Source organism: Phaeobacter sp. G2 (assembly GCA_025163595.1).
In the GTDB taxonomy this organism is placed as follows: domain Bacteria; phylum Pseudomonadota; class Alphaproteobacteria; order Rhodobacterales; family Rhodobacteraceae; genus Pseudophaeobacter.
The window spans coordinates 3,907,129-3,928,706 of the sequence record CP104100.1 but is presented as its reverse complement, the minus strand read 5'-3'; the positions used below and the strand labels follow the sequence as shown (position 1 = coordinate 3,928,706).

At 59.1% G+C, this 21,578-nt stretch carries 22 protein-coding genes; 15 read left to right on the top strand and 7 right to left on the bottom strand.

The window, feature by feature from the left end:
• Positions 1-196: 196 nt before the first annotated feature.
• Positions 197-1,051 (top strand): 3-mercaptopyruvate sulfurtransferase, encoded by an 855-nt coding sequence (sseA, locus tag N1037_18675; protein ID UWS79254.1) that lies wholly within the window; start codon positions 197-199, stop codon positions 1,049-1,051.
• Positions 1,051-2,235, top strand: coding sequence for an aspartate/tyrosine/aromatic aminotransferase (locus N1037_18670; GenBank protein UWS79253.1), 1,185 nt, complete (start codon positions 1,051-1,053; stop codon positions 2,233-2,235). The genes sseA and N1037_18670 overlap by 1 nt, the downstream gene beginning before the upstream one ends.
• A 164-nt stretch (positions 2,236-2,399) precedes the next feature.
• Here the strand turns inward: N1037_18670 and N1037_18665 are convergent, their stop codons facing one another.
• Both N1037_18665 and N1037_18660 read right to left on the bottom strand, forming a co-directional pair.
• A complete protein-coding gene (locus N1037_18665; protein UWS79252.1) occupies positions 2,400-3,722 on the bottom strand; it encodes an ammonium transporter in 1,323 nt (440 codons plus the stop codon).
• A gap of 23 nt (positions 3,723-3,745) precedes the next feature.
• Entirely contained in the window at positions 3,746-4,084 is a 339-nt protein-coding gene (locus N1037_18660; protein UWS79251.1) for a P-II family nitrogen regulator, read from the bottom strand.
• A 283-nt stretch (positions 4,085-4,367) separates the two neighbouring features.
• Here N1037_18660 and N1037_18655 point away from each other — a divergent pair, with 283 nt between their 5' ends.
• Positions 4,368-6,620 carry a PBP1A family penicillin-binding protein gene (locus N1037_18655; GenBank protein ID UWS79250.1) on the top strand — a complete coding sequence of 751 codons (2,253 nt, stop codon included), beginning with the start codon at positions 4,368-4,370 and terminating at the stop codon, positions 6,618-6,620.
• Between the two features lie 86 nt (positions 6,621-6,706).
• Here N1037_18655 and N1037_18650 read toward each other — a convergent pair whose 3' ends face one another.
• On the bottom strand, positions 6,707-7,297 hold the full coding sequence (locus N1037_18650; GenBank protein ID UWS81400.1) for an ABC transporter substrate-binding protein: 591 nt from the start codon (positions 7,295-7,297) through the stop codon (positions 6,707-6,709).
• A gap of 3 nt (positions 7,298-7,300) precedes the next feature.
• The gene (locus N1037_18645; protein UWS79249.1) at positions 7,301-8,062 is read right to left on the bottom strand and encodes a VacJ family lipoprotein; all 762 of its coding nucleotides are present in this window, start codon (positions 8,060-8,062) and stop codon (positions 7,301-7,303) included.
• Positions 8,063-8,256: 194 nt separating this feature from the next.
• On the opposite strand from N1037_18645, the gene N1037_18640 reads away from it, so the two are divergent.
• The 6 genes from N1037_18640 to N1037_18615 all read left to right on the top strand — a co-directional run bounded on the left by N1037_18640 (position 8,257) and on the right by N1037_18615 (position 14,142).
• Entirely contained in the window at positions 8,257-9,990 is a 1,734-nt protein-coding gene (locus N1037_18640) for a type I secretion system permease/ATPase (protein ID UWS79248.1), read from the top strand.
• Entirely contained in the window at positions 9,987-11,291 is a 1,305-nt protein-coding gene (locus N1037_18635; protein UWS79247.1) for an HlyD family type I secretion periplasmic adaptor subunit, read from the top strand. Before N1037_18640 ends, N1037_18635 begins: the two co-directional genes overlap by 4 nt.
• A gap of 98 nt (positions 11,292-11,389) precedes the next feature.
• Positions 11,390-11,848 carry a RidA family protein gene (locus N1037_18630; GenBank protein ID UWS79246.1) on the top strand — a complete coding sequence of 153 codons (459 nt, stop codon included), beginning with the start codon at positions 11,390-11,392 and terminating at the stop codon, positions 11,846-11,848.
• Positions 11,845-12,618 (top strand): glycerophosphodiester phosphodiesterase family protein, encoded by a 774-nt coding sequence (locus N1037_18625; GenBank protein ID UWS79245.1) that lies wholly within the window; start codon positions 11,845-11,847, stop codon positions 12,616-12,618. The genes N1037_18630 and N1037_18625 overlap by 4 nt, the downstream gene beginning before the upstream one ends.
• A 46-nt stretch (positions 12,619-12,664) precedes the next feature.
• Positions 12,665-13,852, top strand: a complete 1,188-nt coding sequence (locus N1037_18620) for a GNAT family N-acetyltransferase (GenBank protein ID UWS79244.1) — start codon at positions 12,665-12,667, stop codon at positions 13,850-13,852.
• Positions 13,849-14,142, top strand: a complete 294-nt coding sequence (locus N1037_18615) for a 4a-hydroxytetrahydrobiopterin dehydratase (protein UWS79243.1) — start codon at positions 13,849-13,851, stop codon at positions 14,140-14,142. The genes N1037_18620 and N1037_18615 overlap by 4 nt, the downstream gene beginning before the upstream one ends.
• A gap of 101 nt (positions 14,143-14,243) precedes the next feature.
• Here the strand turns inward: N1037_18615 and N1037_18610 are convergent, their stop codons facing one another.
• Positions 14,244-14,732 carry a peroxiredoxin gene (locus N1037_18610; protein ID UWS79242.1) on the bottom strand — a complete coding sequence of 163 codons (489 nt, stop codon included), beginning with the start codon at positions 14,730-14,732 and terminating at the stop codon, positions 14,244-14,246.
• A 99-nt stretch (positions 14,733-14,831) separates the two neighbouring features.
• Between N1037_18610 and N1037_18605 the strand changes: the two genes are divergently transcribed.
• The 3 genes from N1037_18605 to N1037_18595 all read left to right on the top strand — a co-directional run bounded on the left by N1037_18605 (position 14,832) and on the right by N1037_18595 (position 17,365).
• A complete protein-coding gene (locus N1037_18605; protein UWS79241.1) occupies positions 14,832-16,043 on the top strand; it encodes an NAD(P)/FAD-dependent oxidoreductase in 1,212 nt (403 codons plus the stop codon).
• The gene (rsmD, locus tag N1037_18600) at positions 16,040-16,600 is read left to right on the top strand and encodes a 16S rRNA (guanine(966)-N(2))-methyltransferase RsmD (protein UWS79240.1); all 561 of its coding nucleotides are present in this window, start codon (positions 16,040-16,042) and stop codon (positions 16,598-16,600) included. Before N1037_18605 ends, rsmD begins: the two co-directional genes overlap by 4 nt.
• Before the next feature lie 102 nt (positions 16,601-16,702).
• Positions 16,703-17,365 carry an HAD family phosphatase gene (locus N1037_18595; GenBank protein UWS79239.1) on the top strand — a complete coding sequence of 221 codons (663 nt, stop codon included), beginning with the start codon at positions 16,703-16,705 and terminating at the stop codon, positions 17,363-17,365.
• Positions 17,366-17,441: 76 nt separating this feature from the next.
• On the opposite strand, the gene map is transcribed toward N1037_18595, so the two are convergent.
• Positions 17,442-18,251: a type I methionyl aminopeptidase gene (map, locus tag N1037_18590; protein ID UWS79238.1), complete on the bottom strand. Its 810-nt coding sequence runs from the start codon at positions 18,249-18,251 to the stop codon at positions 17,442-17,444.
• 299 nt (positions 18,252-18,550) lie between these two features.
• Here map and sfsA point away from each other — a divergent pair, with 299 nt between their 5' ends.
• Positions 18,551-19,252 (top strand): DNA/RNA nuclease SfsA, encoded by a 702-nt coding sequence (gene sfsA / locus N1037_18585; GenBank protein ID UWS79237.1) that lies wholly within the window; start codon positions 18,551-18,553, stop codon positions 19,250-19,252.
• 26 nt (positions 19,253-19,278) lie between these two features.
• Here sfsA and N1037_18580 read toward each other — a convergent pair whose 3' ends face one another.
• Positions 19,279-19,815, bottom strand: a complete 537-nt coding sequence (locus N1037_18580) for an NAD(P)H-dependent oxidoreductase (GenBank protein ID UWS79236.1) — start codon at positions 19,813-19,815, stop codon at positions 19,279-19,281.
• 303 nt (positions 19,816-20,118) lie between these two features.
• On the opposite strand from N1037_18580, the gene N1037_18575 reads away from it, so the two are divergent.
• Both N1037_18575 and N1037_18570 read left to right on the top strand, forming a co-directional pair.
• Positions 20,119-20,841, top strand: coding sequence for a molybdopterin-binding protein (locus N1037_18575; protein UWS79235.1), 723 nt, complete (start codon positions 20,119-20,121; stop codon positions 20,839-20,841).
• Positions 20,838-21,578: a GNAT family N-acetyltransferase gene (locus N1037_18570; protein ID UWS79234.1), complete on the top strand. Its 741-nt coding sequence runs from the start codon at positions 20,838-20,840 to the stop codon at positions 21,576-21,578. Before N1037_18575 ends, N1037_18570 begins: the two co-directional genes overlap by 4 nt.

The window sequence follows — 21,578 nt, the reverse complement described above, 5'->3', positions numbered from 1 at the left end:
GCGCGGTTGCCGGGTTAGATGCGACACTTACCCTAATACGACCTTGAAACGCCTGGCTTGTCAGCGAGGCGAGTGGCTCCCCCTTGATCCCGGCATCTTACTGACAACTTTGAGCCGCCTTGCGCATAATTGCAGCCTTCCCTTGCACCTGTGTCATGCCAATAGTAGGCATTGACACATCTTCAGGGAGGCTTTGATGCGCGACGATCCAAAAACTCTTGTATCCACCGAGTGGCTGGCCGCTCACCTGAAAGATCCGGACCTGCGGGTGCTGGACGGATCTTGGTACCTGCCGCAGGAAGAGCGTGATGCTAAGGCGGAATATGACGCCGGGCACATCCCCAACGCACGGTTCTTTGATATTGATGACATTTCTGACCATCGTTCAGAACTGCCGCATATGGTGCCTCCGGTTGAGAAATTTATGTCCCGCCTGCGCAGCATGGGCGTGGGAGACGGCCACCAAGTTGTTGTCTACGACGGCGCCGGTCTGAAATCGGCCGCTCGGGTCTGGTGGTTGTTCCGCCTGATGGGGCAGAGCAATATCGCAGTACTGGACGGCGGCCTGCCCAAATGGCTGGCCGAGGGTCGCGAGACTGAAGATCTGCCACCGGTGATTCGTGATCGCCATATGACCGTGCGGGTGCAGAACCATTTGGTACGCGATGTGACACAGGTGTCTTCCGCCGCCAAGCTGGGCGACTATGAGATCATCGACGCCCGCGCTGCTGCGCGTTTTCGCGGCGAGGTGCCTGAACCCCGTGAAGGGCTGCGTAGCGGCCATATTCCGGGCTCAAAGAACACGCCTTACACAGATTTGCTTCAGGCGGACGGCACCCTCAAGGAACCAGAAGAGCTGCGCTCGGTTTTTGAGGCCGCTGGCGTTGATCTGAACAAACCCGCCATTACCACCTGTGGGTCGGGCGTCACCGCTGCGGTGCTGAGCCTGGGCCTGGAGCGGATCGGCAAGACCGATCATGCGCTATATGACGGATCCTGGTCGGAATGGGGTGCCTTCCCGACCCTTGCCGTTGCAACCGGAGAGACCTGATGTTCGAAACTCTGAAGCCACAGCCAGCTGACAAAATCCTGGCTCTGATGCAAATGTTCCGCGAAGATCCGCGCGATAACAAAATCGACCTGGGCGTCGGCGTGTACAAAAACGCCGAAGGCCTGACGCCGGTGATGCGTGCCATCAAGGCTGCCGAGCATAAGCTCTGGGAAGAGCAGACCAGCAAATCCTACGTTGGCTTGGCAGGGGACCCAGCCTATGGCGATGCGATGATCAAACTGATCCTCGGCGATGCCGTGGCGCGGGAAAACATCGCCGCAGCCGCCACTCCCGGCGGCACTGGCGCGGTGCGTCAGGCCTTTGAGATGATCAAAATGGCCAATCCATCGGCCAAGGTGCATGTTTCCGATCCGACCTGGCCGAACCATGTGTCTATTCTGCAGTATGTTGGCATTGAAACTGTCACCTACCGCTATTTTGACCGCGAAACCCGTGGCGTGAACTTTGACGGCATGATCGAGGATCTGAAACTGGCCGCCAAGGGCGATGTGGTGCTGCTGCACGGCTGCTGTCACAACCCAACCGGCGCCAATCTCAACGAGACACAGTGGCAAGACGTCATCGCACTGATGAATGAGCGCGGCCTGATCCCGATGATCGACATTGCCTATCAGGGCTTTGGCGACGGTCTGGAAGAAGACGCGCTGGGTGTGCGTCTGGTGGCTGCTGGCTGCCCAGAGGTGCTGATTGCCGCCAGCTGTTCCAAGAACTTTGGCATCTACCGCGAACGCACCGGCCTGTTGATGGCGGTGGCGCAGGACAAGGGGCTGCAGGTGGTTAATCAGGGCACCCTGGCCTTTCTCAACCGGCAGAACTATTCCTTCCCGCCGGACCACGGCGCCCGTCTGGTGACCATGATCCTCAACGATGATGCGCTGCGCGCGGATTGGATGGCAGAGTTGGAAGATGTGCGTCTGGGCATGCTGGGACTGCGTACGGATCTGGCGAATGAGCTGCAGCGCCTGTCCGGCTCTGACCGCTTTGGCTTTCTGGCGCAGCACCGGGGCATGTTCTCGCTGCTGGGAACCTCTCCGGAACTGGTTGAGAAAATGCGTCTCGATAACGGTATCTACATGGTCAGCGACAGCCGCATGAACATTGCGGGTCTGAACACGGCCACTATTCCTGTCCTGGCAAAAGCGATCATTGACGCCGGCGTCTGAAGCCCATTCAGCCAGGTTTTGAAAGTACAAAGCGCGCCCCCTGGGGCGCGTTTTTGTGTCTGCAAAGCAGGCCCGGCCCGAAAAGCGCCCGTGGAGGGGCCAAACGAAAAAACGCGACCCCAGGGGGCCGCGTTTTCTGTGTTCTGCTCATAGGTCTTTGGGCGTTAGCCTGCTTTGAACTCAGGGTAGGCTTCCATACCCAGCTCTGCCATGTCGAGCCCGTTGATCTCGTCTTCTTCGCTGACGCGGATGCCCATGGTGGACTTCAGGATCAGCCAGACAATGCCGGAGACGATGAAGGTGAAGGCACCGATGGCAACAAAGCCGGTGATCTGGGTCACGAAGGAAGTGTCGGCGGTGTAGAAGGGAACCGCAAAGGTACCCCAGAGACCGGCAACCAGGTGCACCGGGATGGCACCAACAACGTCATCGATTTTCAGCTTGTCCAGCATCGGTACAACAAAGACCACGATCACACCGCCAACAGCACCAATCCACAGAGCGCCAAACAGAGTTGGGTCAAGCGGGCCGGCAGTGATGGAGACCAGACCAGCCAGGGCGCCGTTCAGGGTCATGGTGAGGTCGGGCTTTTTGAACATGACCTGGGTCAGGATCAGCGCGGTGACGGCACCAGACGCAGCAGCCATATTGGTGTTGGCAAAGATGCGGGAGATGTCAGTGATATCGCCCACGGTGCCCATCGCCAGCTGCGAGCCACCGTTGAAACCAAACCAGCCGAGCCACAGGATAAAGGTACCCAAGGTTGCCAGCGCCAGGTTGGAACCAGGCATCGGGATGGTTTTGTCGCCTTTGTATTTACCGATACGTGGGCCGAGGATCAGAGCGCCTGCCAGGGCTGCAAAGCCACCTGCTGCGTGCACCACGGTCGAGCCGGCAAAGTCAGAGAAACCCATTTCCGAGAGGAAGCCGCCGCCCCACTGCCAGGATGCGCCGATGGGGTAGATGATACCGGTCAGCACAGCCACAAAGATCAGGAAGGGCCAGAGTTTGATACGCTCCGCCAGGGTGCCCGAAACAATCGAGGCCGTGGTGGCGCAGAACATCAGCTGGAAGAAGAAATCAGAGCCAACCGAGGCATAGTCCAGGGAGGCATCCGCTGCGTCCAGACCAACAGCTTCCAACGCGGTGGGCGAGAAGGCACCAAGGATGCCGCCAATCGACCAGGCGTCGCCGGGGTACATCAGGTTAAAGCCAACCAGCCAGTACATAATGGCGGCAATCGAGAACAGCGCGATGTTCTTGGTTAGCTGCATGGTTACGTTCTTGGAGCGTACCAGACCGGCTTCGAGCATGGCAAAACCAGCAGCCATCCAGAACACCATAAAGCCACCAATCAGGAACAGCAGCGTGGTAAAGATATAGGGGGTGATATCAGCGGGGGCTGCGGCAGCAGCCTCATCCGCCAGGGCCAGGCCCGGCAGAGTGGTCAGCGCCAGGGCCGACAAAGAGAGAGAGAATTTACGCATCAGTTTTCCTCCAAATGCGGCGCTTAAAGCGCGTCTTGATTGGTTTCGCCGGTGCGCACCCGCAGGGCATGCTCCACGTCGATTACAAAGATCTTGCCATCACCGATCTTGCCGGTGCGGGCGGTATTGGCGATGGTTTCAACCACTTGCTCCGCGAGGCCGGCAGAGACCACGATTTCCAGCTTCAGCTTGGGGACAAAGTTCACTTCGTACTCGGCGCCGCGGTAGATTTCGGTATGGCCAGCCTGGGCGCCAAAGCCTTTGACTTCGGAAACCATCAACCCGGAAACGCCGATACCTGTCAGTGCTTCGCGGACGTCCTCCAGTTTGAAGGGTTTGATGGCTGCGATGATCATTTTCATTTCGACATCCTCGTCTTGGAAAGGTGCCTGTCACCAAGGGATCTGGCTGTTGCACCCGCGTATTTGCAATTGCAGAAAAACCAAGCCGCCGAGTCGGGGGAACCGGAGCGGTGGTTTTGCAGGTGCAGCACGGAGGCGTCGGTTAAAAAAGGAGCGCAAAATTGTAAATCTGCTCGAAAATTAGGCGGCAAGAGAAGCTATTTTCCCCTTAAACCGCCTCTCTACAAAGCAGAGCAGAGAGGGTAGAGTGGTAAAAACGGGCAAACCGGGCAGGATTGTGAAGATGGCGCAGGGTTCAGGGCAAAAGCCACTGGTGGCGGAAAAACGCTATGCAAAGGCAGGGGGCAAACGGCCTGCCAAACGACGTGGTGGGCTTTGGGGGCTGCTGTTTGGCAGGCCAAAGGCAAAACCGCGGCCCAAGCCCAAAGCGAAACCTCGACCTCAGTCCCGGGCTAACCCCCAGCGACCAGCCTCGGCGCGGCAAAAGCCGACGCGGCCCCGTAAGCCACGTGGGGTGATTGGGACTTTGTTGATGCCGGTGCGCTGGCTATTGCGGCTGATCTGGAGCTTTTCCTGGCGGGTTGGGTTTATCGTTCTCACCCTGGTGGGCATGGCAGTGGGCTATCAGGTGCTGAACCTGCCAGAGGTCTCAACCCTATTGGATGGCCGCGCGCACGGCTCTGTGACCCTGCTGGACCATGAGGGCGACGTCTTTGCCTGGCGGGGAGATCAGTTTGGTGGTGTGGTGACCGCGCAGACGGTCTCACCCTATCTGAAAAACGCGATCGTCGCGACTGAGGACAAACGGTTCTACCGCCACTTTGGGATTTCGCCCCGTGGTGTGGCCTCAGCGGTGCGGATCAATTTGAGCGAAGGGCGCGGTCCGCTGTCGGGGCATGGGGGCTCCACCATTACCCAACAGACGGCCAAGTTGCTGTGCCTCGGGCGGGTCTATGATCCCACAGAATGGGAGAATGAGGCCGACTATGAGAAAGACTGTCGCCAGGGATCGCTGTGGCGCAAGGGCACCGAGGCTATCTATGCGCTGGCCATGGAGGTCAAATATAGCAAGGACGAAATCCTTTCGATCTATATGAACCGCGCCTACATGGGCGGTGGCGCCTATGGGGCGGAGGCTGCGGCGCAGCGCTATTTTGGCAAATCCGCCAACCAGCTGAGCGCCGCTGAAGGGGCGATGCTGGCGGGATTGCTGACCGCGCCGTCCTCGCTGGCGCCGACCAATAATCTCAAGCGGTCGCAGGATCGTGCAGCGACCGTGCTGCGCCTGATGCAGGAGCAGGGCTACATTAGCCAGGCCGACGCCAAAGCGGGGCAGGATCATCCGGCGCGGCTCAGCCAGGCGGCAGAGGCGCGGGCAGGTGGCTATTTCGCAGACTGGATCATGGACAGTGTGCCCAGCTATTTTGGCGCCCAAACGTCGGAAGATGTGGTGATCCGCACCACCATGGACCAACGGCTGCAATCCGCCGTCGAAGAGGCGATGACCTATGTTTTTGAAAACAAGGTCCGCAAGGGGTCCAAGGCGCAGGCCGCAATTGTGGTGATGAGCGCGGATGGCGCGGTGCGTGCCATGGTTGGCGGACGCAAGACCCGGGTTTCTGGCGTGTTCAACCGCGCCACCCAGGCAAAGCGGCAAACCGGCTCGGCGTTCAAACCCTTTGTCTATGCAACCGCGCTGGAACTGGGCTATTCGCCGCTCGATATCCTGTTGGATACGGAATATTGCCTGGATCTGCCCGGATCTGGCGAATGGTGCCCCAAGAACTATACTCGTAAATACTATGGTGAGGTGACGCTGGCCCGTGCCCTAAGGGATTCGCTGAATATTCCCGCCGTGAAACTATCTGAAGCCGTGGGGCGGGATCTTGTGCGTCGGGTTGCTAGCGATTTTGGCATTGATAACGAAATGGCCGAAGGGCCGGCACTGGCGCTGGGGGCCTCGGAAAGCACGTTGCTGGAAATGACGGGCGCCTATGCCGGGATCCTCAATGGTGGCTCTTCGGTGACGCCCTACGGCGTCAGCGAGCTGCGCCTGGCCACCGATACAGAACCCTTGATGGGGCGCAGTGGTGGCATGGGCGAGCGGGTGATCCGTACCAAGGCAGCGCAACAGCTGGTTTGGATGATGGAGAAGGTCATCTCTGAGGGCACCGGACGTCGGGCGCAGATCCCCGGTTGGCAGGCGGCCGGGAAATCCGGCACCACCCAGGCTGCGCGCGATGCCTGGTTCATCGGCTTTACCGCAGATTATGTGGCCGGTGTCTGGATGGGCTATGATGACAACACGCCTTTGAGCGGTGTCACCGGCGGTGGTCTGCCAGCGGAGATCTGGCACGAAGCCATGGTCCGGGTGCATGAGGGTCTGACACCAGAACCCCTGCCGATGTTGGCGCCTGAACCCATTGCGCCTCCTGTGCAGCCGGCTCCGCAACGGCGGCGCGACCGGATCCAGCCGGGCCGTGAGATCGGCCGGGCGGTGGATGGGCTTTTGCGCGACATCTTTGGCCGCAACTAGCCCGCCTGTCTGCTGCGTAGCAAAAAAGAAAAGGCTCCCGGTTGGGAGCCTTTTGTCTGTGATGATAAGGTCTGGCGCGACTGGCCTTAGCTTTGGCGCTTCAGCTCGGCAATCATTGCGTCGATATCGCCTTTGTTGCTGTCCAGGATCGCGCCAATCTCGGTGCGCTCGGTCAGCAGCAGGTTCACCCCTTCGATATACATATTAAAGAAGAGATCTTTGCCAGAGCGGTCAGAAACCAGAAAGGTGACCTCAAAGGGGGCTTGCCCCTGCAGAAAGGCGGTGGTGCTGACTTCGTACCACTTCTTGACCCGCTTGACGCTTTTCACTTCCAGGCTACCACCGATGAATTCGCGGAAGCGTTTGCCGTATTTGCGGGAGATATAGCCCTGGAAGGTCTTGGAGAAATTCCGTTTTTGGGCAGCAGAGGCCCGGCGGGCATCAACGCCAAGCGCATAGGCCGCAATATAGGAGGTGTCGCTGTAGCGTTTGAAGATCCGTTCAAACTCGCGGAACATGGCATTTTCCGCCTTGCCCGACGCGATGACCTTATTGATGTCGGTGACGAGGCTGTTGATCAAACTGCTGGCGCCAGCTTCGTTCAAAGCCCAAAGGGGGGCCGCAGGCACAAGCGCCGCGCTGGCAGTGAGACCGGTCAGAAAGCTGCGGCGATGCATCATTTAAAATCCTTCAGTATCTAGGTCAAAGGGGTCGATCTCACTGATCTCGGCTGTTTCACCCAGCTCAAAGCGCCGGTTCTGTAGATACAGCAGCCGGGCCTGGGCATAGCTGTCGGCACTTTCATAGAGAATCGAATCCACGGTATCTGAATATCTGCCACGATCGCCCATGCGACGCACTATCTCAGCGTAAATGCTGATGTTATCGGCGGGATTGTTCCGAGCGTAGCCAATGGGGTTGGTGAAGAAATCGACAAGAATTCCCGTGGCATCCCGCGCGGTGGAGGGGCCATAAAGCGGCAGTTCAACATAGGCGCCTTCCCCGACGCCCCATACAGCCAGTGTTTTGCCAAAATCGGTATCTACCTGGGGAAGGTTGAATTCAGTGGCGGGGTCCGCAAGGCCCAGAAAGCCAATTGTTGTGTTCATGGCGAACCGGGCCAAAGCCTGCCCGGCCAGCTTGGGGTTGCCTTGCAGCAGGGCATTGACGGCCTGCCCCGGCATCGACAGGTTCCGGGCGAAGGAAGAAAAGCTGGTCACCATAGGTTCGGGGACGATGGTCACATAGCCCTTGGAGGCGGGCCGAAAGGCGTAGCGATCAACTGCTAGATTAAAGCTGTGCACAGACCGGTTTGTGTTTTCATAGGGGTCAAAAACCTCGCCAGCAGCCCTGGCCTCAGGGCTTTGTGTGGCGCAGCCTGCCAGTGACAGAACCATAGCAAGCGCAGCAAAAACAAAACGAGGTTTGGTGAAAAGTCGCATTCGGTATGTGATCCAGTTAATTCGCTATTTGAGAAACACGCGCGGCCTATTTAAGGACAATCCCGAAGATTCCCACTTTCAACAGCAATTTGTTTGCACGTTTGTGGCAGATTCGGAACAGGTTTCCCCAGATTGGTAGATGGTGGAGGGTTTAATATGTCGCGGGCGGTTTGAACAGCTAGAGCATAGTCAATATGGCAAATAAAACATTTAAGCTTGGTTATGATGAACTTACGGCCTGCCGCCGCCAAAGCCGTGGCCTGTACTGGGCCGTTGGTATTTTTAGTGTCTTTGTAAACCTGCTGATGTTGACGGGGCCGCTCTATATGATGCAGGTCTATGATCGCGTGCTAGGCAGTGGGTCGGAGGCGACCCTGGTGGCCCTGTCGCTGCTGGTCCTGTTTCTTTATGGCATGATGGGGCTTCTGGACTACGTGCGTGGTCGGGTGCTGGCAAGGATTGGCGCCCGGTTTCAGGCGCAACTGGACAAACGGGTGTTTGACGCCATGGTCCGCCGTTCCGCGGTGGCCCAGGACCCGGTTGCCCAGACTGGGACTGCAGATCTGGAGGCAATTCAGAGACTGATGTCTTCACCGGTTTTGGGCGCTGCGTTTGATCTACCCTCGACACCCTTCTTTCTCGCTGGGATTGCCCTGTTCCACCCCTGGCTGGGATTGCTTGCCCTGGGGGGCGGCGCGGTTTTGGTTGCGGTGGCGTTGCTCAATCAGGTGTTCAGCCGTGAGCCGTTGCAAAAGGCGGCGGTTTCCTCCCATCGCGCCAATCTCTCTTCTGAGGAAATTCGCGGCGAGGCAGAGATGATCCAATCCATGGGCATGCGCGGCGCCGCGTTTCAGCGCTGGCAGAAAATTCGCACAGCGGCCCTGAAAGACACGCTGAGCGCCAATGATACCGGCGGCGGCTTCACCACTCTGACCAAGACACTGCGACTGTTTCTACAATCCGCAATGCTGGGCTTGGGGGCCTATCTGGCGCTGCAGGGGGAGGTTTCGCCGGGGGCGATGATTGCGGGGTCGATATTGATGGGGCGCGCCCTGGCACCAATCGAGCTGGGGCTGGGGCAATGGGCTCTGGTGCAGCGCGCCATCAAAGGCTGGCATTCCCTGGCGGAGCTGCTGACCAAGGTGCCGCCCGAAATGGAGCGCATGGCACTGCCACAGCCCGCGGCGCGTCTGGAGGTTCAGGCGCTGGCAGTGGTGCCACCGGGGGAGAGCCGGGCACAGCTGCGCAACGTCAGTTTCCGGGTCGAGCCAGGCCAGGCGATTGGGGTGATTGGTCCCTCGGGGTCGGGCAAATCGACGCTGGCCAAGGCGCTGACGGGGGCCTGGAAACCGGCTGCCGGCACCGTGCGCCTGGATGGTGCAGCGCTGGACCAATACGACCCGGATGTTTTAGGGCGACATTTTGGCTATCTACCGCAGCGCGTGCAGCTGTTTGACGGCACCATTGCGCAGAATATCGCGCGCTTGGCTGAGGAGCCAGATGCCGAAAAAGTCGTGGCCGCAGCCAAGAAAGCAGCAGCCCATGAGATGATCGTCAACCTGCCAGATGGCTACGACACCCGCGTATCTGCGGGGGGCGGGCGCCTGTCAGGAGGACAGATGCAGCGCGTGGCCCTGGCCCGTGCGCTTTATGATAAGCCGGTGATTGTGATCCTGGATGAGCCCAACTCGAACCTTGATAACGAAGGCTCTGTGGCTCTGAACCAGGCGATCAAGGCGCTCAAAGCTGCGGGTCAGTCCGTGCTCATCATGGCGCACCGCCCGGCAGCTATACAGGAATGTGAGATGCTCCTGGTGATCGACAACGGCGTGCAAACCGCCTTTGGGCCCAAGGATAAGGTGTTGCAGGAAATGGTGGCCAATCATCAGTCCATTCGCAAGACGGCTGGCACGGGAGGTGTGCAATGAGCCAGGACAGCGAATGGTCTGCCCGCAAGCCCCTGCTGATTGGCGCCGTGAGCCTGCTTATCCTGTTGGGCGGTTTTGGGACCTGGGCGGTGATGTCGTCTATTGCCGGGGCGGTTGTTGCCTCTGGCCGTATCGAGGTGGATCGCAACCGGCAGGTCGTGCAGCATCTGGATGGCGGTATTGTCGCCGAGATCCTGGTGGATGAGGGCGACAGCGTCGCTCTCGGCCAGATGTTGCTACGTCTCGACGCCAAGGAGTTGCGCTCGCAACTGGCCATTATCGAGGGCCAGTTGTTTGAAATGATGGCGCGGCGCGGACGGCTGGAAGCGGAACGTGACAGCGCCAAAGAGGTTACCTTTGATGCGGAGCTGTTGGCTCTGACCGAGACCCGTCCGGCGGTGCTTGATCTGGTAGAGGGTCAGCGCCGTCTGTTTGTGGCCCGCGAAGAATCCATTGCCCGTGAAATTGAACAGCTGGACAAACGCAGCTCGCAGACGCGGGATCAGATCACCGGGATCAAGGCACAGCAGGCCTCGATGGAGCAGCAGCTGGAGTTGATCGCCGAGGAGCTGAAGAACCAGACAATTCTGCTGGACCGGGGGCTGGCGCAGGCGGGGACTGTGCTCAACCTGCGCCGCACCGAGGCCGATCTGAGTGGCCGTTTGGGAGAGCTGATCGCCACCGAGGCCCAGGCCTTGGGGCGGATTACCGAGACTGAGATCGTGATCCTGAAACTGGGCTCGACCCGGCGGGAAGAGGCGATCACCCAGCTGCGCGATCTACGGTTTCAGGAATTGGAGCTGGGCGAAAACCGCCGCACCCTGCTGGAGCGCCTGGATCGGCTGGATATCACCGCACCGGTTTCGGGAATTGTCTATGACATGCAGGTTCACACCCCCCGTTCGGTAATCCGGGCGGCAGACCCGGTGCTTTATCTGGTGCCGCAGGACCGCCCGCTGGTGATCGTGGCGCAGGTGTCGCCCACGGATATCGAACAGATCTATGTCGGGCAGGATGTGACGCTGAAATTTTCGTCTCTGGATCAGCGCAATACCCCGGATCTCTATGGCAAGGTCATGCAGGTCTCGGCGGATGCATTTGAGGACCAGAACACCAGGGCCTCTTTTTACCGGGCTGAAATAGAACTGAACGCAGAGGAGGCGCAGCGCCTGCCCAAAGGTACGGTGCTTATTCCCGGCATGCCGGTGGAAAGCTACATCCGTACCCAGGATCGTTCGCCGCTGACCTATCTGGTGAAACCCCTGGCCGACTATTTTGTCAAAGCCTTTCGCGAAGACTGATGCCCCGGTGCTGGTGGCTGTTGTCGTTTTTGCTCTTTCCGGCGCGGGTCATCAGCGCTAGCGTCGCCGCGAAACATCGGCGTTGAAGGAGCGTGACCATGAGCATCGAAGCAAACCTAAAAGACCTGGGCGTCACCCTGCCAGAGGCCCCGGCCCCGGCGGCCAACTATGTGCCTTTTGTCGTTGCGGGTGACATGGTCTATGTCTCCGGGCAGATCTCTGCGGATGAAAACGGCTTGATCACCGGCACCCTGGGTGCGGATCTGGATGTCGAGGCGGGTCAGGCCGCCGCCAAGCGCTGTGCCATCTCCCTGCTGGCGCAGCTGAAAGCCGCCTGCGGTGGCGATCTTGAACGCCTGGTACGGGTGGTGAAGTTGGGCGCATTTGTCAATTCCACTGCGGATTTCACCCAGCAGCCACAGGTGGTAAATGGCGCCTCAGATTTCCTGGTTGCCGCACTGGGAGACGCTGGTCGCCACGCGCGCTCGGCCGTTAGCTCGCCGTCGTTGCCACTGGGGGTGGCGGTTGAAATCGACGCGGTGTTCCAGATCAAATGATCCCAAAACTCCCTGCTGACCTGCGGTCGCTGCCGGTTGCCCATCGGGCGCTGCATGATGTGACGGATGGACGGCCCGAGAACAGCCGCGCGGCCATCCGCGCGGCAATTGCGGCGGGCTATGCGATCGAAATTGATTTGCAGCGCTCCTGCGATGGCTGTCCCATGGTGTTTCATGACGACGACCTGGACCGTCTGACCGAGGCCACAGGTTTGGTCGCGGCCCGCAGCCGGGCAGAGCTGGAACGGATCCCGCTAACAGGCGGCGACGGCGAGTGTATACCCACCCTGGCAGAGGTGCTGGATCTGGTGGCCGGTCAGGTGCCGTTACTGATTGAGGTTAAGGATCAGGATGGTAATCTGGGTCCCGATGTGGGTGATCTGGAAGAGGCCACCGCCAAGGTCCTGCAGGGTTATGGGGGAACTGTCGCCCTGATGTCGTTCAATCCACATTCGACCGCTGCATTGGCGCAATACGCCCCCCATATTGCGCGGGGTTTGGTGACCAGCGCGTATGACCCGACGGACTGGACCCCGGTTCCCAAAGCCACCTGTGAGCGGCTGCGCGACATCCCTGATTTTGACAGCAGCCAGTCCAGTTTTATCAGCCACGAGGTGGGGGATCTGTCACGTCAGCGGGTGCAGGATTTGCGCGCCGCTGGGGTGCCGGTTCTATGCTGGACGGTGAAAAGCCGTGCAGCCGAGGACGAGGCGCGCAAATGGGTGGATAATGTTACTTTTGAACAATATCTTTCGCCGCTGCCGGCTTGATCAACGCGATACGCTGCTCAAATAGTGTCAGGAGCAGGGAGAGTTTATGGATCACAAACCAGTTGAAATTCGCGTGCTTGGCAGCCTGTCGCAGATTGCGGCAGCGGATTGGGATGCCTGTGCCTGCCCGGAAGCCTCTGATGGCGGGCGTCCTTTGGATCCCTTTACCACCTACCGGTTTCTCAGCGCGTTAGAGCAAAGCGGGTCGGTAGGGCCGGGCACGGGATGGCAGCCGCAATATCTGACCGCCTCTCTCGACGGGGCCTTGATTGCCTGCGCGCCGCTCTATGCCAAATCGCACAGCCAGGGCGAATATATCTTTGATCACAACTGGGGCCATGCCTATGAGCAGGCTGGCGGGAGTTATTATCCCAAGCTGCAGATCGCAGTGCCCTTTACCCCTGCCACGGGGCGGCGGTTGCTGGTGCGGCCCGGCTATGAGGGGATTGGCCAATCGGCCCTGGTGCAGGGGGCGGTGCAGCTGGCGGGCGACAATCAGGTCTCATCCCTGCATGTGACCTTTTGCACCTCTGAAGAGGCGCAGATCGGCACCGAGATGGGGCTGATGCCACGGGTCAGCCAACAGTTTCACTGGCTCAACGATGGTTATGCGGATTTTGACGGCTTTCTGGCGGCGCTGTCGTCGCGCAAGCGTAAAAATATCCGCAAGGAACGCGCCCAGGCTCAGAGCTTTGGTGGCACAATCCACAGCTATACCGGGGAGCAGCTCCGCCCGGAGCACTGGGATGCCTTCTGGGCCTTTTATCAGGATACCGGATCGCGCAAATGGGGCACACCCTATCTGACGCGGGAGTTCTTTTCGATCATTCACGAAACCATGGCGGATGATCTGCATCTCATTTTGGCGGAACGCGATGGTTATCCGGTTGCGGGGGCGTTGAATTTCATCGGGCGTGAGACCCTATATGGGCGCTACTGGGGCTGCCTGGAACATCACCCCTGTTTACACTTTGAATTATGCTACTATCAGGCCATTGATTTTGCCATTGCCAATCAGCTGTTACGGGTTGAGGCTGGCGCGCAGGGCGAACACAAACTGGCGCGTGGCTACCTGCCAGTGGAGACACACAGCCTGCATTGGATCGGCGATGCAGGGTTTGCCGAGGCCGTTGGCCGGTATCTAGAAGCCGAGCGGGCAGCGGTGGCAGAAGAGGTCGAGGTGCTGACCAGCTATGGGCCGTTTCGCAAAGCAGAAGTGGAGGAACAGGAATGACCGAGAAACTATCAGAGGCCACGCGCGGGCCGCTACTGGATCCGCTGTTTGCAACCGGATGGCAGATGGTTGATGGGCGCGATGCCCTGAGCAAGACCTTCACGTTTGACAGTTTTGTCGACGCCTTTGGCTGGATGACCCGTGCCGCGATCTGGGCGGAAAAATGGGACCACCATCCAGAATGGAGCAATATCTACAATCAGGTAACGGTCGTGCTCACCACCCATGACGTGGAGGGGGTCTCGGCACTGGATGCCAAGCTGGCGCGGAAATTCGATAGCCTGGTCTGAAATTTTGGCCTTAAATTTTGGCCTGAAACTCTGGCCTGAAACTCTGGCCTGAGATCAAAAATGCGGCTGCCCAAGCGATAGGCTCGGGCAGCCGTTTTGCATCAGCCAATCGAGGCCAGCAGGCCTTCGCCAGCAGAGAGTTCGCACTGGCCGGGGTTTTCTTCCATGTTGAGCTGGGTCACGACGCCATCCTCAACCAGCATTGCATAGCGCAGCGAACGGCCAATCAGCCCGGCGGGCGGCGCGTCAAAGCGCATGCCGATTGCATCGGTAAAGGCGCTTTCGGCATCGGCCAGCATGGAAATTCCGGCAGCCGTGGCGCCGGTTGCTTCGCCCCAGGCCTGCATCACAAAGGGATCATTGGCCGAGATGCAGATGATCTCGTCGACGCCTTTGGCAGCAAACTGATCCTTGGTGCGGATAAAACTGGGCACATGGGCGGAATGACAGGTTGGGGTAAAGGCGCCGGGCACCGCAAAAATTGCGACTTTGCGGCCCTTTACCTTATCGGCCATCTGCACCTGTTCGGGGCCTTCAGCGCCCATTTGGGTGAGCGTTGCATCGGGCAGTTTCTCTCCAGCAGAAATCATTGCGCGTTTCCTCTGTTGTGGTGATTGCGTTTAGGTTCTTCGCCCCTATAGGGTCACCACAACAGGAGACCAGAACCAGCGTGGGAGGCAAGAGGTGAAATGAGTCACATCATTGTGATCGGAGCAGGACAGGCAGGATCGTCCTTGGTGGCGAAGCTGCGCAAAGATGGGTTTGAGGGCGAAATCACCTTGATTGGGGCCGAAAACACCCTGCCATATCAGCGCCCGCCGCTGTCTAAGGCCTATCTGCTGGGAGAGATGGATCTGGAGCGGCTGTTCTTGCGGCCTGAGAGTTTTTACGCTGACAACAACATTACCCTACGTCTCGGCACCGTGGTGACGGCGATTGATGCTGGGGCCAAGACCCTGAGGCTGGGCGATGAGGTGATTGCTTACGACCAGCTGGCCCTGACCACCGGATCGGATCCACGGCAGCTGCCTGCCGCCATCGGCGGTGATCTTGGCGGGGTTTTTGTGGTGCGCAGCCTGGGCGATGTTGATGCAATGGCGCCCTATGTGGTTGCAGGCAAGCGCGCCTTGATCGTTGGCGGTGGTTACATCGGGCTGGAGGCCGCAGCGGTCTGCGCCAAACGCGGGGTTGATGTCACGTTGGTGGAGATGGGCGATCGCATCCTGCAGCGGGTCGCCGCGCCCGAGACCTCTGACTATTTCCGCGCTCTGCACCGGGATCACGGTGTGACCATCCTGGAGGGCACCGGGCTGGACCGTCTGGAAGGCGAGGCGGGCAATGTGACACGCGCCGTCCTGGGCGACGGCTCCACTGTTGAGGTTGATTTTGTCGTTGTTGGCGTTGGTATCACCCCCAGCACCCAACTGGCGGCGCTGGCCGGGGTGGAGGTGGAGAATGGCATCAAGACCGATGCGCAGGGGCGCACATCTGACCCGTCGATCTGGTCCGCGGGGGATTGTGCCTCTTTCCCGTATAAAGGCGGTCGTATCCGGCTGGAAAGCGTGCCAAACGCCATTGATCAGGCCGAGGTCGTGGCGCAGAACATGATGGGCGCGGGCAAGGACTATGTGGCAACGCCCTGGTTCTGGTCGGATCAATATGATGTCAAACTACAGATCGCCGGCTTAAACACCGGGTTTGACAATGTTGTCACCCGCGCCGGTGACGGTCGGACCACCTCGTTCTGGTACTATAAGGGCGATCAATTGGTTGCGGTGGACGCAATGAATGATCCGCGTGCCTATATGGTCGGCAAACGGCTGATCGACATGGGCAAGACGGCAGATAAGGCGGCGGTGGCAGACGCTGCGGCGGATCTGAAACCCCTGCTGAAAGCATGAGGATCATCGCCGGGGACTTTCGCGGTCGCGCCTTGGCGGCGCTGGGCAAGGGCGATGCGGGGGCACATCTGCGTCCCACCACTGACCGGGTGCGCGAGAGCCTGTTCAACGTGCTGGCGCATCAGGTTGATTTTGACGGCATGCGGGTGCTGGATCTTTTTGCCGGCACCGGTGCGCTGGGGCTCGAGGCCCTGTCACGCGGCGCCGAGAGCGTGACATTTGTCGATGACGGCCGGGTATCGCAGGGGCTGATCGCCAAAAATATGGACATCTGTCGCGCGGGTGATCGCGCCAGCCTGATCCGGCGCGATGCGCTGAAGCTGGGGGAGAACCCGCAGGCGCCCTTTGATGTGGTGTTTCTTGATCCTCCCTATGGCAAAGGCCTGGGGGAAAAGGCCCTGAAGGCCGCCGAGGCTGGCGGCTGGATAGCGGAGGATGCGCTGATCATCTGGGAGGAAAACGCGGCGATGTCCCCTCCCGAAGGCTATGAGCTGCGAGACGCGCGCAAATATGGCGACAGCCATATTACCCTGTTGTTGCGGGGGGTGTCAGTCTGAAACAGGCGCGGGGTAGATCGGGCGGTTTTGTGCCGGTACAGGGTTTGCATCAGGGTTTTGCGCGGGGCAGAATACCGGGGCTTTGCCTCAGGAATTCATGACATGCCTACGACCTTTCCAACGCCACAGCTGGTTATTTTTGATTGCGACGGGGTATTGGTCGATAGTGAACGGGTGTCAAATCAGGCGCTGGTCGACAATTTGTCCAGGCATGGGCTGGCGCTGAGCCTTGAACGCTCGATGCAGCTGTTTGTCGGTGGCACCATGACTGGTGTCATGCAGAAAGCCATCGCGCTAGGGGCGGATCTGCATGAGGGCTGGGTTGATGAAATCTATGGGGAAACCTATGCGGCGCTCAAGGCCGGTGTGGATCTGACGCCGGGCGTAACGGCGCTTTTGGCGGTCCTGGATCAGCATCAAATCCCCTGTTGTGTGGCGTCCAATGGCAGCGAAGACAAGATGCGCATCACCCTGGGGCAGAACGGGCTGTGGCAGCGGTTTCACCCCAGTGCGATGTTTTCAGCCCATTCCCTGGGCGTGGCAAAACCGGATCCGGGGCTTTTTTTGGCGGCTGCCAGCCATTTTGGCATACAGGCGCGCGACTGCTTGGTAGTCGAAGACAGCACCACCGGGGCCACGGCGGCGGCGCGGGCAGGTATGCGGTGTCTTGGCTTTGCGCCTGATGGCGATGGCGCAGCGCTGACAGCGGTGGGCGCAGAAGTTTTCCACCATATGTCTGATGTCCCGGCCTTGATCGGGCTTTGAGCAAACTCCTTTCCCCAAATGAAAAGCCCCAACCGAGGGTCGGGGCTTTTGATATCAGGGCGCCGGGGCTGAGGTCCTAGCCGTAGGTCGGGTGGAACTTGCCGCCGGGTGAGAGGGTGAAAATGTCAAACCCGTCTGCGGTGACGCCAATGGAATGTTCAAACTGCGCCGACAGGGATTTGTCGCGGGTGACAGCGGTCCATTCATCGGCGAGAATCTTGGTCTCGGGGCGGCCCAGATTGATCATCGGCTCGATGGTAAAGAACATGCCCTCTTCCAGCTTTGGGCCGGTTCCGGGGCGGCCATAGTGCAGCACATTGGGCGGCGCATGAAACACCAGCCCCAAACCATGGCCGCAGAAATCGCGCACCACGCTCATCCGCTGGCTTTCAGCATAGGATTGGATGGCATGACCGATGTCGCCAAAGGTATTGCCGGGCTTCACCACCTCGATCCCTTTCATCAGGCTGTCATGGGTCACCTGAATCAGGCGCTCGGCCTTGCGCGACAGTTTGCCAGCAACAAACATCCGCGAGGTATCGCCAAACCAGCCATCCACGATGACGGTCACGTCGATATTGAGGATGTCGCCATCTTTCAGCTTTTTGTCACTGGGGATGCCGTGGCAGACCACGTGGTTTACTGAAATGCAGCTGGCGTGCTGATAGCCCTTGTAGCCGATGGTGGCAGATTTTGCCCCGGCCTCTTCGACCATATTGGTGATGAGCCGGTCGATCTCGCCGGTGGTCTGACCTGGAAAAACATGCTGTGCGATGTCATCCAGAATCTGCGCGGCCAGCTTCCCGGCCACATGCATGCCGGAAAAATCGGCTTCCTGGTAAATGCGAATGCCGTCTTTGGTGGTGCGGCCGTCTTTCGATCTCATCAAGCTGGGCTCCGTAGGCGTGTCTCTTGGGGACTATGTAAGGGGATTTGGTTAAAAGAACCAGAGCCGCCGTTGTAAAACCGGGGCTGGGGGCTGGTGCAGGTCAGGCTGCTGGCAGCCTTGGCCCAGGGCGATCTTTTGCACAGAATTGCATCTGCGTTAGATCAGCCCCCGCGTCCGCAATATAGTACGCCGTCTAAAGCGACCGCGTATCCCTGTCTGTGGGCGCGGATGCAGATTGTCCTGATTGATCGAGAATGTTGCTTTGACACCCTTTGCGGCTGGGATAGGAAGATAAAATGAAATTTTCTACACCTCTCATCCCGGCCACCTTGATCCGGCGCTACAAGCGATTTTTGGCCGATTGTCTGCTGCCAGATGGCCAGGAAATCACCGCCCACTGCCCCAACCCCGGTTCAATGACCGGGCTGGCAGAGCCGGGCATGCGGATCTGGTTGGAGCCCAACAATGACCCCCGGAAAAAGCTGAAATACGGCTGGCGATTGGTTGAGCATGGGAACGGACATTTCTCAGGCATTGATACTGCGGTTCCCAACCGGGTTTTGCGTTCCGCCCTTGAGGCTCAGAAAATCACCGAGCTGGCTGACTACAAAACCGTACAGCCCGAAGTGAAATATGGTGAAAACAGCCGCATTGATTTTCTTCTGACACAGCCCGGTTTTCCGGCCTGCTATGTCGAGGTCAAGAGCGTCACGCTGATGCGGCAACCGGGCTTGGCGGAGTTTCCTGATAGTGTGACCAAACGGGGGACAAAACACCTGGAAGAACTGGCCCGTATGGTAGAGCAGGGACACCGGGCGGTGATGCTCTATCTTGTGCAACGCACAGATTGCGACCGCTTTCAGCTCGCTGATGATATCGACCCGGCCTATGCGCGGGCCTTTGATCATGCGCAAATCTGTGGCGTTGAGCGGCTGGTTTACAGCACACAGATCAGCCCGCATGAGATAACTGTGGCGGCACCTGTCGTTGGGGTGTGACTGGCCATTTTGCCAAATGGCCAGTTCTAGGCCCGGATCTGCGCGACCTGACGGGTAAGCTGTGCAAGAAAATCAACGACCTTTGATCGGTTCTGCGGCTCCAACATGGTCTGATGAATTTGCTCTGGTGACAGTTTCATTAGGTCAAACCTGGCGAAGGTTTCTGGGGTGAACCCATCGCTGACTGTGGCCAAAACCAGCCGCAACTGAGCAAGCATGTCATCCCCTCGGTGTGAGGCGTGCAGTAAGGCTATAGGCTTGCCAATAATCTCGTCTCGGGACACCAGCCAATCAATCGCGTTTTTCAAGCCACCGGGAATTGCCCTTATGTATTCGGGGCTTGCGATGATCAGCGCATCATTTTCCCGGATCAGGTTAATGAAGGTCTGAACGGGCTGCGGCAAAGGATTTTGTTCTGCGTCAGGTGAGAAGACGGGCAAATCAGCGACGCCTGCGAAAACCGTTACGCGATGATCAGAACCTGCGATTTCAGACACAGATTTGAGCAAAGCGGTGTTGGTGGATGTGGCGCGGCCACTGCCAGAGATTGCGAGAAGTTTCATAGCCTCTGAGTAGAACACCCCATGGGCTGGCACAACGATCGCAGTGTGGGATTGGCTGACCTGCAAGCAAGATGTTGCTGCAGGGCGTGCCCATAGAGGCTTGGAATGGTACAAAAGGGAGCACGCAGGGGGCGAAATCGTCAGCAGGTCTGAGAACGCCATGGTGAGGAAAGTGTTTGCACCAATCTTGGCCAGAAACCGCGCGTCAGAGCTTGCCTGAGACGGGATGCCCGCTTGCCCTTGATGCAGGAGTGGCTATCTTGCAGCAAAGATCGCGCAGAGTGTCATCATAGGAGAGAGAAGATGCCCAACCCAAGTGCCGCAATGTTGGTCATCGGTGATGAAATCCTGTCAGGACGGACCCAGGACACCAATACGCATTTTCTGGCAGGTGAGCTGACCAAACATGGCATCGACCTGAAGGAAGTGCGGGTGATCAGCGATGATGCGCCGGTTATTATTGCCGCCGTGCAAGCGCTGAGCAAAAGGTTTGACCATGTCTTTACCAGTGGCGGCATTGGCCCCACCCATGATGATATCACCGCGGATTGCATAGCAGAGGCCTTTGGCGCCCATCTTGATGTGCGCGACGATGCCCGGGCGATTCTGGCGGCGCATTATGCCAATTCGGGGCAAGAGCTAAACGCGGCGCGCCTGCGCATGGCGCGAATCCCCGACGGTGCGACCTTGATTGACAATCCGGTGTCTTCGGCGCCGGGATTCAGCTTAGGCAATGTGCATGTAATGGCTGGGGTACCAACGGTTTTTCAGGCCATGGTGGCTAGCGTTCTGCCGGGGCTGACCGGCGGCGAGCCCTTGCTGTCACAAAGCCTGCGGGTGATGCGCGGCGAAGGCGATATCGCGGCTTTCCTGTCGGATCTGGCCGCGCGGCACGGGGATTTGTCGATCGGTTGCTATCCGTTTCAGCACAACGGCGCCTACGGGGCCAATGTGGTGATCCGTGGCCACAATGGCCCCGGGGTTGACGCGGCAATGCGGGAGTTGGCACAGGAGATGGGGCTATGAGCATGGGCGCCACGCTGACAGATCCAAAGTACTATGATGTGGTTGAGGCCACCTGGCCTGCGGCTGGAAAACGCAGACTTGGGCCTGTCACTTTGCGCGACGGACAGGGCGGCGGCAGCCGCGTTTCGGCCGCCAGCGTTGAGGGTCCCGCCTCGGAGGCTGAGATCGAGGCCGCCGAACAGGCGATGCGCGCCATGGGGCAAGATTGCCTCTTTATGGTTCGCGATGGCCAGGACGAGCTGGATGCACAGCTGGCCGCGCGCGGCTATCTGGTGAAAGACCCGGTCAATCTGTGGCTTTGTCCGATTGAACAGCTGGCAGACCAAGAGATCCCCCGTGTCACCACCTTTGCCCTGTGGTCGCCGCTAGAAATCCAGCGTGAAATCTGGATCGCTGGGGGCATTGGCCCGGAACGTCAGGCGATCATGGACCGGGCTGCTGGTCCCAAGGCGGCCCTGTTGGCGCGCAATGATGATAAACCAGCCGGGGCAGGTTTTGTGGCGGTGCATGATGGTGTGGCCATGGTGCATGCGCTGGAGATCCTGCCGCACCAACGCCGCCGTGGCATGGGGGTTTGGATGATGCGTCAGGCCGCCTTGTGGGCGGCTGAAAATGGCGCGCGCGAGCTGGCAGTGCTTTGCACCAAGAAAAACGCCGGAGCCAACGGACTTTATGCCTCATTGGGCATGACCAATTGCGGACAATACCATTACCGACATTTACCTTCAGGAGCTTAA